The organism is Brevibacterium sp. ACRRH (assembly GCF_022346365.1).
In the GTDB taxonomy this organism is placed as follows: domain Bacteria; phylum Actinomycetota; class Actinomycetes; order Actinomycetales; family Brevibacteriaceae; genus Brevibacterium; species Brevibacterium paucivorans.
The window spans coordinates 1-14,527 of sequence record NZ_JAKRMN010000014.1; the positions used below are offsets into that span (position 1 = coordinate 1).

The following is a 14,527-nucleotide window of genomic DNA, read 5'->3' on the forward strand; positions in this document are numbered from 1 at the left end:
TCGTTGCGCAGATTGAGGCGGAGGAGGCTGCGCGGGGGTCGCGTCGTGCGGTGGCGGGGTTTGATTTCACGTTCAGTGTGCCGAAGTCGGCGTCGGTGTTGTGGGCGGTTGCGGACGCGGGTACGCATGCGTTGATTGCGCAAGCCCATCGTGAGGCGGTTGCGGCGGTGGTTGCGTTCATGGAGCGCGAAGTTGTAGCCACCCGCACGGGCGCAACTGCTGGGGATGGTGCGGTTGCACAGGTTGACGTCACCGGTTTGAACGCGACGGCGTTTGATCACTTTGATTCCCGTGCTGGGGACCCGCACTTGCATACGCATGTGGTGATCAGCAACAAGGCCCAAACGGTGTTGGATGGGAAGTGGCGGAGTCTGGATGGGCGTCCGATGCATGCCGCGGTTGTCGCGTTGTCGGAGCTGCACGAGGCCGTGTTCGCCGACCACATGACCCGAACCTTCGGCGTGAGCTGGGAGCCACGGGAGATGGGTCGCGACCGCAACCCGTCCTGGGCAATCACCGACGTCCCCGAACAGCTGGTGGCGGAGTTCTCCACGCGGGCGCGGCAGATCAACGAGGCGACCGACGCGCTGATTGCTGACTACGTAACCCAGCACGGCAGGCGCCCGTCGCCGGCGACCATCATGAAACTGCGCGCCCAGGCCACGCTCGCGACGCGTCCGGAGAAACAGGTCCGCTCGCTTGCGGAGCTGACAGCCGAGTGGCGCACCCGAGCCAGCCAGCAGCTCGGCATGGATGCCACCGTGTGGGCGCGGAGCGTCACCGGCGGTGGTCGCCAGATGCTGTTGCGGGCTGATGATGTGCCGTTGGATCTGATCGGGCAGGTGGGGCGCTCGGTGGTTGAGGTGGTCGGTGAGAAGCGTTCGACGTGGCGGCGCTGGAACCTGATGGCCGAAGCCGCCCGCCAGACGATGGGGTGGCGGTTCGCCACCGTCGAGGACCGCGAAGTCATCACCGCCATGGTCGCCGACGCCGCCGAGGACCGCCTCCTGCAACGGGCCCGCACGACCACCGGCCCGAGCATCGACCTGGCCACCGTCGAAACGATCACGAGCAAGCCCGATGCCGAAGGCCGAGTGCTCGGCCTGGACCAGGCCGCAGCCTTGGCGTCGGTCGCGGTCTCGGGCCGGGTGGTGGATGTGCTGGTGGGGCCGGCGGGAACCGGGAAGACGACCGCGATGAACGCCTTGCGCCGGGCATGGGAAGCCGAGCATGGCGCCGGGTCGGTAGTGGGGTTGGCCCCGTCGGCGGTGGCGGCACAAGTGCTGGCCGACGATCTGGGAATCGCCACCGAGAACACGGCAAAGTGGTGGACCACCCACCAACACACCGGCGCCACCTTCCAGGCCGGGCAGCTCGTCATCATCGACGAAGCCTCCCTCGCAGGCACCCTCTCGCTCGACCGGATCACGCAGGCAGCTGAAGAGGCCGGGGCGAAAGCGCTGCTGGTCGGCGACTACGCCCAGCTCCAGTCCGTCGACGCTGGCGGTGCGTTCAGCCTGTTGATCCACGACCGCGACGATGCCCCCGAACTGGTCGACGTCCACCGCTTCACCCACGCTTGGGAGAAGACCGCCTCCTTGGAGCTGCGACACGGTCGCACCCCAGTCATCGACACCTACCTGGCACACGATCGCATCCATGACGCCGAGGCCATGACCGATGCCGCCTACACCGCCTGGCGCCACGACCGCCAAGCGGGGTTGGCGTCGGTGCTGATCGCCGAAACCCGCGAGAACGTCACCGCCCTCAACGTCCGCGCCCGGGCCGACCTCATCCTCGAAGGCACGCTCAAGCCAGGCCCCGAAATAACCCTGTCCGACGGATTGGCAGCGGGCGTGGGGTCACGATCATCACCCGCCGCAATGACCGGTGGCTGCGGAACCGGCACGGCTGGGTCTGCAACGGCCAAACCTGGACCATCACCGTCGTGCGTGACGATGGGTCGGTCACGATCCGCCCACCCGGGTCCCGGTTCGGCAACAGCATCGTTCTACCCGCCGACTACGTGGGCCGAGCACGTCGACCTCGGCTACGCCGTCACCGCCCACCGCGCCCAAGGCCTCACCACCGACACCGCCCACGTCCTCGTCGAACCCACCACCACACGGGAGAACCTCTATGTCGCGATGACGCGCGGGCGGGAACCAAACCAGGCCTACGTCATCCTCGACCGTCCCGACGACCACGCCACGGCGCATCCGGGCGACAGCCCTGACGCCACCGCCCGCACGGTCCTCTACGGCGTGCCCCAACACAGCGGTGCTGAACTGTCGGCACACGAGACCATCACCGCCGAACAGGACCGGTGGGACTCGATCGCCCAACTAGCAGCCGAGTACGAAACCATCGCCGCGGCAGCCCAACACGATCGCTGGGCTGCTCTCATCGCCACCAGCGGCCTCACTACCGACCAGGCGCAAGCCGTGATCGACTTCGACGCCTTTGGCGCTCTGACTGCGGAACTGCGCCGGGCCGAAGCCAACCACCACCACGTCGACACCCTCCTGCCACGCCTCATCCAGGCTCGTGGGTTCGCTGACGCCGACGACATCCTCTCTGTCATCCACCACCGCCTCGCCCGGGCCACCGCCCGCCCCGCCGGATCAGGCCGCACCCGCCAGGCACCGCGTCTCATCGCTGGGCTGATTCCCGAAGCCACAGGCCCCATGACCCCCGACATGCAACGGGCTCTGACCGAGCGCCGCCACCTCATCGAAACCCGAGCAAAAGCAGTCCTCGACACCGCCCTCCACACCCACGAACCATGGGTTACAGCACTCGGTCCACTCCCAGCCGGCGAGCGGGAGCGGCAGCAGTGGCGACGCCGCGCTGTGGTCGTCGCCGCATACCGAGACCGCCGCCAGATCACCGACTCGGCTCCGCTCGGCGCCCAGCCCGAAGGCACAGCGCAGAGGATCGACCGCGCCCGCGCAGAAACCGCGCTCCGAACGCTGACCCGCCCGACCTTCCACGACGAGCCTCGGCGGTCCGCCAACCAGGCGACGCGGCACCTCGACCTGTAATGGCGAGACACCACAATCTCCTGACCGGGCTATGTCATCTGGAGCCGCCTGTTTCAGCCTCTTGCCCCTTAACTGCCATCGATGCGGCTGCCCGTGCCGCACGTCGGAGTCTGCGAGGTACCGGTATCCCTTGGTTGTGCACAGCGGCACCCGACTTGTGGCTTCGTAGCAACACGGTTGTCGGCGTCGACGTGTCGCCCAGTCATGGCCACGACGATACGGGTAGGATGGTTGACACGAGATTCTGACCCGGGTCGTTTCGGTCCACTCGACCCTCAGCTGTGGAGGTCGATGGTGAACCAACAAGATTCGTGGAGCCCAGGAGTGCGTGTCGTCGCTTCGCCCGCCCGGAGCAAGATTGGCTCGATCGCATGATTGACGAGGCGGCTCAGGCTGCCGTTGAAGAACAAGCGCCGTTGATCAAAGCGGTTCAGCGACTCGTGCGGGGCGGCTGGGACGAAGTAGAAAGTTCGATTGTTACTTACGGCGAACCGATCGCTATTGAAGGCACGCGCTCGATTGTGCGCTGCCACTTTCTTCGAAGTGACCCTTTAGGCGTCCCTCGCCTCAAGGTGCTAGCGCAGCAGCTTGCGAATCAAATCGTCAACTACTGCATCCCACGGACGGAAATTCAGAAGGTTGGGCAACTATCTCCAGACAGGCAGATTCCGGAGATTACTCGTCTAGCTAACGAAGCGGCACGCCTATTCACTCAGACTCAGATCAATACAGGGGAGGGTGCGGAACTCCTTCTGTATACGCTACTTGAAAAAGGGCTCCAGATACCGCAGATCCTTAGCAAAATGTCTCTAAAGACGAGTACTGAGATGCAGTATCATGGTGCTGACGGAGTCCATGCGAAGCTCCTTGATAACGGGGATCTAGCTGTCTATTGGGGTGAAGCAAAGCTCTATGATTCGGTCGCTAACGCGATGACAGACTGCATGGACAGTATCGCGCCGTATCTGTTGGGTACCGCTCATGAGCAGGATGTCTTCCTGATCCGGCACTATGCCGACGCTGGAAACGCAGAGGTGACGGCCCGACTGCTCGAGTACTTCAATGACAAATCGGTCCTTTCGGCGAATGTCGAGATGCGTGGTGCCTGTCTTATCGGGTTTGCGCATGAGAACTATCCAAAGCTCCCGCGTGAAGAAGTATCAGTGAAGGCCGAACTGGACAAAGCTATAATTGGCTGGGTGAAATCGATGCGGAATCGCCTTGGGAATCGTTCCCTGACTGGACATGCTGTCGAAGTGTTCTTTTTCCCAATGCCGTCTATCGGTGAATTTCGAAGGGCGATCAAGGCGGAGCTTCGGATCGAGGTTAATTCGTGAGCGAGTTTTCTGATCGGGTGCTCGCCCTTAGCCGGTTCCGAGCTGGACTTGAAGAGATAGCGGTTAGTTCGGTACGGGCAGATGTGCCTTTGGTAGACGACTCCGCTTCTCCTGCCCCTGAACCTGACTGGGCTTTCCTCTTGGTGTGCGCGAGTGCGCTAACAACAGAAATGAATGAGGTTGCCCAGGATGCCGTGCTGCGTGTTGCGCAAGGCTGCCTGCGGTCACGCCAAAGCACCGACGAGCAGCGCGCCGCCGCCGTTCTTCTACTAGATCGAGTGGGGAATCAGCCGGCAATCGCTTTAGCGCGCGATCGTGACGAGAGTATCCTGACATCGATCGAAGCGAATTCGTCGGCACTCGTCCTTGATGCTCTTGGTCGTCGGGCTGAACTAACGGTAACGCTTCCGAACGGCGCCGTTATCGACGCAAATCCCTTCCAAAAGGCGTTCTGGGAGCTTGCGTCTGCCAATGACTGGGTAAGTGTATCCGCGCCGACATCCGCAGGTAAGTCGTACATCATTCGTGAGTGGATGCTTGCGGAACTGCGAGGGGCGACGCCTGTGCGACTGGTGTACATAGCGCCCACCAGAGCCCTAGTTGAGGAGGTTAGCGAGGTCTTCCGATCTAAACTTGATGAAAGCGTGGGTGTTCATACTCTCCCGTGGGACCCTGAGATTGTTGGCTTCGAACGACAGGTCTTTGTGCTCACGCAAGAGCGCCTTCACCTCCTACACCAACGGTTGCCGCAGTTTAAGCCATCAGTGATCTTTGTGGACGAAGCTCAGAAGATCGCCGATGGCACTCGCGGTATACTGCTAACGCAAGTGCTTGACGAAGCCCTTCGCAGAGACCCTAATATTCGGTTAGTGTTCGCGAGTCCTTTGTCGTCTAATCCCGGCGTACTGCTAGATCCCACAACTTCACAGGAGCGCAAAGCCGCGCTTGTCGGCGAGACGGTGACAGTGAATCAGAACCTCGTCTTCGTCAACCAAGTCCCTCGGAAGCCGCGCCGCTATGTGCTCTCACTTGTGTACGAGGGTGAGGAGCGGGAGGTTGGTGAGATTGAGTTACCCCTTGCCCCAGATGGCGTTGGGCAGAAGGTTCCTCTCATCGCTGTCGCGATTGGGGGCTTCTCCACAGGGAATCTTGTTTTTGCGAATGGGCCGGCTGAAGCGGAGAAGTTTGCGCGAACCATATTCGATGCTCTCGGTGAAGACCTTGCGATAGATTCTGACGCCATTCGCGAATTGGTCGACTTTTCTAAAGGTGTCGTGCACGAGAGGTTTCAGCTGGCCGAGTTTGCAAAGCGGGGTATCGCGTTCCACTATGGCGACATGCCCCTCGTGCTCAAGGCGAAGGTCGAGGAGCTATTCAAGCGAGGGGAGATCAGATACCTGGTATGCACTTCCACTCTTCTTGAGGGAGTCAATCTGCCGTGCAGAAACCTGTTCCTGCGTGCTCCACGTAAAGGGCCGAGGATGCATATGCCTATGCCAGACTTTTGGAATCTGGCAGGAAGAGCTGGTAGATGGGGGACGGAATTTCAGGGGAATGTATTCTGTGTCGATACTTCAGATGCGAGAGCTTGGCCTGAAAAGCCCGGGAGACGAGAGCGGTCATCGATCGTTCCCGCGGCGACTGCGACACTATCCAACGTAGCTAGCGTGATCGAATATATCGACCGTGGCGCACGCAAGGCTGATCGTGAGACGCCTCCGGAGCTCGAATCAGCCTTCAACTGGCTGGCTGGGCGTTTCATGTCTGACGGGAATCTGATTGGGATTCATGGTGTCGCATTAAGGGGAGAAGACACCGACCGGATCGCTGAAGCACTTGGGCGTGTGGCGCTAACTCTCCGGATTCATCCGGCCCTGGTGAAGAAACACGCAGGTATCAGTCCGACATCGATGCAGCGCCTCTTGGATGCTGTCTTGGCGAACGGACACCCGGAGGAACTTGCTCTCGTACCCCCAACTAGCGATGATGCGTTCGATGAGTACAAGACCGCGCTGGACTATGTTGCTGAGCATCTGGGCGGATCGTTCGAGCCGGAGTCTCGTCGCTTGTCGCTCGCGCGTCTCATCGTTCACTGGATGAGGGGCGTGCCGCTTAGCGTCATCATCGACAACCGTGCGAGATGGCAACGCGATCAAGGCGAAGAAGTCTCCTATCCGCGCCTGATCCGCAAGGTGATGGCGGACGTAGAGGACATTGCGCGTTTTGAGGCTCCAAGGTATTTATCCTGCTTTGCCGACGTCGTGGCACAAGCTGCGGGAGAACTTGGTCGGCAGATAACTGTTGATGTCGTCGATATCGAGATGATGCTTGAACTCGGAGTGCCACGGCCAACTGACATGTCCTTCATCTCGATTGGGTTATCAAGGGCCACTACTCGCGCCATTGCGGAGTTTGTGCTGGATCCCGCGCTCTCTCCTGCGGCATGCACAGCTTGGATCGAGAATGTTGACGTGGAGCAGCTTGAACTACCTGCCTTCGCCGCACGCGAGATCATGGCGCAACGACAAATTATTTCCGAGCGACGCTGGCGCGCAGGATAGTTGGTCGGCACTGTCTCTGTGACGGTGGCCGGAAACGGACCAGGGCCATGTAGGCCTGGGGGGGGTGTGATGCACTCTGTATGATCCGCGACCTGGAATGACGTGGAAATCGGTCTTGCATGAGCTGCCTGGGCACCTGAGCTTGTGCCCGATCTACTTCCCATCCTGATCCTGAGAACACCTTCATAGGCGCCTCATCGAATTTGCTTGAGAGCCCGTTTCGTCAACCTGCGGACCACGTGCGCGCGGGCGTCAGCGTTCGCCCCGAGGAAGGTCGCGGATTTCCGCCTCACTCGTTGTCATCCAGCTTCTGACTGCTCCGGCAGAGAACCTGCGGGAGTTCCGCCGCTCCAGCGACCCAGCTGTAGTTTGTGCCGGCTTGCCAGCTCGCCTACCTCCGTCTGCGACGCTGAGCTACTGCGCAGTTGGACCTCCCGTCCGCGCTAGTCGTTGCCGACTCCCACCAAGATCAGATGCAAGCTCGGATCGCTTGGTGCCGTCTCGTAACGGGTTGGGGCTGTCTGTAGAGCTACGTCAATGGGGAGCGTCTGTCTGCCAGCGAGTATGGGTGGCTCCAGAAGACGCAGGGCGTCGAGTTCGCTGTCGGATGTGTTCGTGCGCTACACCCATGAGAGTCAACGGCGGGGCAAGTTTCGACAAGCCTCCCGCTAGGTCCACAGTGTGAAGTCTCGGGACATCGTTCACTCGATGCCCCGAGATTTTTGTGTTCTGGAGCGTTAGGGTGTGAATTATGGTCGACGGTTCATCGCGCACAGCCAAACGGTGGCGTAAGCGCACCGCGTATATTGTTGTCGCAATTGTCGCTGTCGTTGCGTTTCTTGCGATGGTAGGAGTTGCCCAGTTCACCTCGGGAAATACCAACGCTTCCAGTGACGGGGCAGCTCAGGGGAGTTCATCATCCTCGAATGAGAACACAAACGACGGATCATCGTCCGGTCACGAAGGCGAATGGGTTCGCCGAGATGCAGAGGACTCCGCGGCCATTGGTGATGTAAACGCTCCGGTTGTCATCACCGAGTGGACTGATCCACGCTGCCCGTTCTGTGCTCACTTCCATAACGACATCCTTCCGGAGCTAAAGAAGAAATATGTTGACACCGGCAAAGTACGCTTCGAATTCGTCACCGTGGCGTTCTTTGGCGAACAGTCCGCTGCCGCCGGTGCGGCAATGGAGGCTGCAGGGAAACAGGGCAAGTATCACGAGTACGCCGATGCTCTCTATGCGGCAGCACCAGAAAAAGGCCACCCGGATCTTCCTGAAAAGACCCTTGTGAAGTTCGCCGAAGAAGCGGGTGTGGGTGACATTGATCAGTTCCGCAAAGACATGAACGATCAAACACTCATTGACGCAGTCAATGACGCAACGGCAAAAGCGCAACAGTACTACGGAATCCAGGCTGTTCCGTTCTTCGCGGCGTCTGACGGTGAAAGCGCAATGCGAGGTGCTCAGCCGGTTGAAAACTTCTCGAAGTTTATAGACGAACAGCTGACTAAGGCTGACGCTAAATGAGCTTAGGGCTTCTGGGGGCTTTCGCCGGGGGCGTACTCACTCTTCTAAGTCCCTGTTCCGCCATGCTCTTACCCGCCTTCTTCTCATATGCCTTCACATCGTCAAAAGAGCTCTTGGGTCGGACCTTTATCTTCTACTTGGGACTGGTCACAACGCTCGTCCCTCTAGGTATCCTGGCAGGATCGGTTGGCGCCTTCGTTGCCGGTAACCGGGAGGTTGTGGTCGCAGTTGCAGCGGTCATCATTTGCATTATGGGAGTTCTCACCGCGCTCAATATCAACCTTCCGTTTATGCCTTCCGGTGTGCAGAGCGCGGGTCGGTCAGCCACCTCGGTCTACCTACTGGGTGCGGTCTACGGACTGGCCGGCGTATGCGCCGGGCCCATCTTGGGAGCCGTACTGACCGTCGCTGTGACAAGCGCGTCTGCTTTGTGGGGTGGCCTGATCTTGGTGTTTTTCGCCGCCGGTATGGCGTTTCCGTTGGTGTTGCTTTCGGCACTGTGGAAACGTTTGCCCGTTGTCCAGAAAGTTGTTCGTCCTCGCGCTGTATCTTTTGGCCCGGTGACAACCACATGGACGAATCTGGTGGGCGGTCTGCTCATGATCGGGATGGCCGCGCTTTTGCTCTTCACGAGCGGTACGGCTGAACTATCTGGTTTCCTCGGTGCAGGAACCCAGGCACGCATTGAAGGCTGGGTGCTTCAAGAATCTTCAGCCGGTGTCGAGCTGATTATTCTGGCTGTCGGTGCAGTCGTTGCGGCCGTTATTGCCATGGTCGTTAAGAGGCGGCGCGGGCCACGCGATAAGTGACTTCGGCTGAGTGTTGACAGCTGACTGTGTCCTCAGCACTAACTCGACGGAAAGCACGTGATAGTTTGCAGAACTTATGTTGCTAATATTCGTAACATGATCAAGCGGATTGCGTCGGCCGTGGTGTACGTTAGCGACCAAGACGAGGCACTGAAGTTTTACCGTGACGTACTCGATTTCGAGGTCATCATGGATGCTCCAATGGGGGAATCGTCGCGATGGCTCGAAATCAAGCCTCGGGGTGCAGAGACATCCATCGTTCTCGCCCAAGCGTCAGCGTTCGATAGGCAACCTGGAGAAGGCGCATTTCTCACCTTCGCTTGCGATGATGTAGCTGAGACCGTAAAGCAACTACGGGCTCGTGGCGCCACTACGTCAGAGGTGAATCACGAGCCTTGGGGAATCTATGCGACTGTCGATGCCCCTGATGGTCATAAATTGCAGTTCAACTCGCGACCACAAAATTGATTGAGGTCTCCTGAGGTACTGCGCGGAGGGAGGTCGCCGGATTACTGATTCAGGCCACCATGTTTTTGACGCAGTGGCATACTGATTGAATGCTTTCAATTGCTGCGCTCATTGGCTTCGGAATCGCAGTTACTCCACTTGTCGTCACACCCGGTGCCAGTTTCACTTTGGTGAGTTCACGCGGCCTAGTGGGCGATAGGCGTGGCGCTTGGGCCGTCATTGTAGGGACTGCCCTCGGAATCATTACTCAGGGGCTTCTTGCGGGTCTCGGACTTGCGGCGGTTGTGATGCGCTCAGCGGAGGTGTACCAGGTTCTGAGGTTCGTTGGTGCGATCTATTTGGTGGGTCTCGGTGTGCTGTTTTTGTGGCGTGGGTGTCGGCGGGGCGTTGCGACAACGCCGCTTGAGCGCGCACACAGTTCCTCTAAGCCCGTCGTTCACGAGGTGGGGCAGGCTTATCTGGCAAACGTGCTCAATGTGAAAGCCGCCACCGTGTATTTAACACTGGCACCACAATTTGTTCCGGCGCAGCTAATGGGAGTGTCCTCAATGTTGCTTCTCGCTACTGTGCACGTCTGTGTGATGGCCGTCTGGCTTGGGTTTTGGTCTACAGGCCTCAGCAAGATTTGCGCGACGTTCAACCTGGCTGACTGGAAACGACGGATTGACACTGTGGGCGGAGCAGTTCTAGTTTTCTTTGGCATCTCCATGCATGATGCTCGCTAACCGCCGATTTATCGGCTCGATACCAGGCAATTTATCGGACAGTTAGCAGGCAATTTATCGGCCATGTAGCAGGCAACTTATCGCGGTACACCTGAGATTCACTTCACAGATGTCTGCGCTTAGTGTCGCATTGTTACGGTTTCCGCGACCATAGTCAGCGTTATCCCCGATAGGACAGCATGCACCCCGCATCTACCGAGCATCCCGCAACCGTTCACAGACCGCACCGGCAACGCGCCTCGTTCCGCACACGCCTGTTCGCGCTACTCACAGTTTTTGCGCTTCTCACCCCGGGGCTAACAGCTCTCGACGTATGGCAGGCCACCCCAGCTGCCGCGCAGATCACCGACGAGCAGCTGTCAAAAGGTGGCGTGCTACGCACCTCCGAAACCAAGCCGGTCGCACCTGGACTGGACCTCACAACCTTCTCTCGTCTGGAAGAACCCGGCTGGAACGAAGGCAGCGTTCTCACCGCCGACCTCGGCGAATCAACCCTGTCCACAGACCTGCGCGACACGGGCACTGTCACGGGGCGCGCCCCACTGGATGACGTTATGCACCAGGGCCCACGCGGCAAAGAAGCCGTCGCAGCGGTCAACGGCACGTTCTTCGACATCAACCACTCGGACGCGCCGATCTTCACCTCGGTCAGCAGCGACGGTCTGCGCGCCGGAAACTCGAAACCGCAACCGTCACTGACCATCGCGCAAGGGCGCGCGGCAGTCCAAGAACTTTCAGCCACCGGAACAGCTACACTGCCCGGAAACAAGAAGCACGACCTCGCCGGAATGAACACCCCGAGGTTGGAAGCAGATGGAATTGGTGTGTACACCTCGGCCTGGGGAGACTACACCCTGGACCGCCCGGTGGGCGCGCCAGACGAGAAGGCGGCACAGATTGCCGCTGCTGTCATCAAAGACGGTACCGTTACGGAAACCACCGGCATCGTCGACAGCCTTGGCGAACGCAGGGTTGCCGACGGTACGCAAGTGCTCATCGGCCGTGAGGCCGGAGCAGAAACAATCGCCCAGCTAGCCAAAGGCGACAACGTTGAGATTGAAGTGGGGCCGTCTGAGGACGTCGACCTGGGGATCGCCGGATCGCACCAGATCCTCACCAACGGCAAGGTGCCCAACATGCAGGACGACCTCGCAACGAGCACGCACCCGCGCACAGCCGTGGGAATCAGCAAGGACGGCACTCGACTGTTCGTCATGGTGATCGACGGTCGGTCGAATGAATCTCGCGGAATGACCTTGCCCGAAGCGGGCGAACTTTTACGCAACATGGGCGCGCACAACGCGCTCAACCTTGACGGTGGCGGGTCGTCTGCCATGTCCGCTCGAGTTGCCGGCGATGACGGGCAGAAGATCTGGAACACCCCGTCCGATGGAAAAGTGCGGGAAGTCCCCAACGCGCTCGTCTTTTATTCCTCCGCAAAGTCGGGTGACACCTCGGACGTTCAGCTGAGCCTGGGACTCGAAGGGGAAGACGCAGTGTTCCCCGGACTCACCCGCACCGTGAAAGGCACCGGGCTGTCCTCTAACCTCGCCCCGGCCGAAGTCGATGGGACTTTCAGTGCAGACGCGCCTTTGAAGGTCGTATCGACGAAGAAGAGTGTGGCTCGGATTTCTGGTGAAGAACGCGGAGCCGGGAAGGTCACCTACAGCGCCGGCAACATGAGTGATGAGGCTAGATTGCGCGTGCTGGGCAAAGCAATTGCTCTGCGCGCTTCTGAAAAGTCACTCAGTCTGCCAAACACTGACACGCGGGCCAAACTGACACTCAGCGGGCTCGATGGTGACGGCCAGCAGGCTCGCATCGAAACCTCGGACGTCAAGGTGAGCACCACAGGCGGAGTGGAAGTCAAGGACGACGGTCTGGGCACCTGGACGGTGCGCGCCACCGGAAAGACCACCACAGGGAAAGTCACCTTTACCGTGGGAGACCTCTCCACCTCGGTGCCGGTTGCCTACGGCACAAAAGACTCAGCCGTGTGGGACTTCTCCGACCCAGCGGCGTTTGAAGCTGCCAATGACCGTGCCTCCGGTGAAATCGCCAAGGCCGACGGTCAAGACGGTAAGCCAGCGATTGGCATGAAATACGACTTTACTACGTCGAGTGCAACCCGAGGCTTCTACTTGGGAGCTAAGAAGACCGAGCCCGTTGACGGTACGGCGATCGGTTTCAGCCTGGACGTCAATAGTGACGGTAACGGCACCTGGCCACGCCTGCAGGTGACCGACGCGAACGGCACTGTTACAAACCTTGACGGCGACCACCTCGAGAAAGAAGGGTGGCAGACGGTCAGGTTCGCTGTTCCCGATGGGCTGGCGCAACCGCTGACGGTCGACCGCATTCGCATGATGGAAACGCGGCCGGAAGCACAGTACACAGGCGACATCGCAGTATCCAACCTGCAGGTCACCACTGTGCCCACGGCGGAGGGAGAAAAGGAGCCCGCAATCCACGACCCGGCGTTGCTCGCACACGGTGACGTGGAGGGTCGCCCGCAGAAGATCGCGGTGATGAGTGACGCTCAGTTCATTGCTGCTCAACCCGAATCCGAGGCGGTGGCAGGTGCTCGTCGCACACTGCGTGAGATCCGTGAAGCAAAGCCCGATCTGCTGATCATCAACGGTGACTTCGTCGACGAGGGATCCAAGGAAGACTTTGCGCTTGCCAAGAAGATCATCGACGAGGAGTGGGATAAGAGCATTCCGCACATTTACGTGCCCGGAAACCACGAAATCATGGGCAGTGATATTGGAGTGTTTGAACAGGAGATCGGAGCTGCGACCACCTCGCAGGACGTTGACGGGACCCGAGTGATCACACTCAATACGGCGGGCGGTTCGCTACGCAGCGGTGGAATCGACCAGATTGCAAAGCTGGAGAAGCAGCTGGACGAAGTTGCACGTGATTCGAAGCTGACCGGCGTGACGGTATTCTTCCACCACCCGCCGAACGATCCGTTGCCAACGAAGAACAGCCAGCTGGCAGACGAGCGTGAAGCCCGCGCCTTTGAAAAGCTCATGGCTGATTTCAAACGCAAGTCAGGCAAGTCAGCAGCGGTGATCAACGCGCACGTGGGTGCGTTCCACGGGTCTTCAGTGGAGGGCGTGACCTATCTGGTTAACGGGAACTCCGGTAAGAGTCCGGCCGGAACCCCGGAAACCGGTGGTTTCACCGGTTGGACAATGCTTGGCATCGATCCGACAAAGGGCAAGGTCGGAAAGAATCCGTCCCCGCAAGACCGTGTGGACTGGTTGGCGGCAGAAACTCGTCCGTGGGTGGATGAGATCTCGCTCGAAACCTCGCGCGCTGTTTTGCTGGGTGAGAGCAGTCAGGTCACTGCTTCGTTCGTGCAGGACGGAAGGACTGTTCCAGTGGCGTGGCCGGTGACTGCGCAGTGGGGTGGCGAAGGTGTTCACATCGTTGACGGCAGTGAGCAGTCCGAAGAGGCCACTGACGAGAACGCTGTCATTCGTTTCAACCCCGTCAGTGGGCAAATCACTGCGCTACGTCCTGGTGCCGCAAAGCTGAGCGTGACGGTGAATGGACGCACCGCGACTCAGGAAGTGACAGTGCCGGTTGCTGACAAGGAACAGCCAAACGAGCCTGAGAAACCTGGAGAAGATGATCGCGAGGAACCTGGAAAGCCTGGGGATGGTGAGAAGCCGGAGGAGCCAGGGGACGGCGAGGAACCTGAGAAGCCAGGGGAAGGCGAGAAGCAGAAGAAGCCTGGTGACCCTGAAGAAGCGGAGACGCCCGAGGTGGGTGACGATGAGGGAACGGACACGCCGGGTGACCGCGAGGAACCACAGAAACCAGGTGACCAACCGGGCGACCGCGAGGACACTTCTCCTGACTCCGAAGGCTCGGACCCACAGACAGAGGCTTCGGAGGCGAAGGACGAAGGAAACACGCTTCCACGCACGGGAACCGAAGTGTCAGTGGTGTTGCTGTTTGCGTTGGCAGGAATTGGTGTAGGAAGTGTAGCGCTGACAAGCACACGACGCCGTGGACGGCACTAGCTCTGCTGTGCGCTA

The 14,527-nt window shown here is 59.8% G+C and carries 7 protein-coding genes and 1 pseudogene; all 8 read left to right on the forward strand.

The annotated features are described in order from the left end of the window. Nucleotides 1–3,044 (forward strand): annotated as a pseudogene (gene mobF, locus MHX53_RS11090) (MobF family relaxase); the annotation flags it as partial. 371 nt (nucleotides 3,045–3,415) lie between these two features. Then, a complete protein-coding gene (locus MHX53_RS11095; RefSeq protein ID WP_239272742.1) occupies nucleotides 3,416–4,381 on the forward strand; it encodes a DUF1837 domain-containing protein in 966 nt (321 codons plus the stop codon). Then, nucleotides 4,378–6,942 (forward strand): DEAD/DEAH box helicase, encoded by a 2,565-nt coding sequence (locus MHX53_RS11100; protein ID WP_239272743.1) that lies wholly within the window; start codon nucleotides 4,378–4,380, stop codon nucleotides 6,940–6,942. The genes MHX53_RS11095 and MHX53_RS11100 overlap by 4 nt, the downstream gene beginning before the upstream one ends. Before the next feature lie 751 nt (nucleotides 6,943–7,693). Next, nucleotides 7,694–8,473 (forward strand): thioredoxin domain-containing protein, encoded by a 780-nt coding sequence (locus MHX53_RS11105; RefSeq protein WP_239272744.1) that lies wholly within the window; start codon nucleotides 7,694–7,696, stop codon nucleotides 8,471–8,473. Further along, on the forward strand, nucleotides 8,470–9,282 hold the full coding sequence (locus MHX53_RS11110) for a cytochrome c biogenesis CcdA family protein (protein WP_239272745.1): 813 nt from the start codon (nucleotides 8,470–8,472) through the stop codon (nucleotides 9,280–9,282). Before MHX53_RS11105 ends, MHX53_RS11110 begins: the two co-directional genes overlap by 4 nt. A 96-nt stretch (nucleotides 9,283–9,378) precedes the next feature. Next, entirely contained in the window at nucleotides 9,379–9,750 is a 372-nt protein-coding gene (locus tag MHX53_RS11115; protein ID WP_239272746.1) for a VOC family protein, read from the forward strand. 89 nt (nucleotides 9,751–9,839) lie between these two features. Continuing rightward, nucleotides 9,840–10,475: a LysE family translocator gene (locus tag MHX53_RS11120; protein ID WP_239272747.1), complete on the forward strand. Its 636-nt coding sequence runs from the start codon at nucleotides 9,840–9,842 to the stop codon at nucleotides 10,473–10,475. A 179-nt stretch (nucleotides 10,476–10,654) separates the two neighbouring features. Then, a complete protein-coding gene (locus tag MHX53_RS11125) occupies nucleotides 10,655–14,512 on the forward strand; it encodes a phosphodiester glycosidase family protein (RefSeq protein WP_239272748.1) in 3,858 nt (1,285 codons plus the stop codon). Nucleotides 14,513–14,527 lie beyond the last annotated feature (15 nt).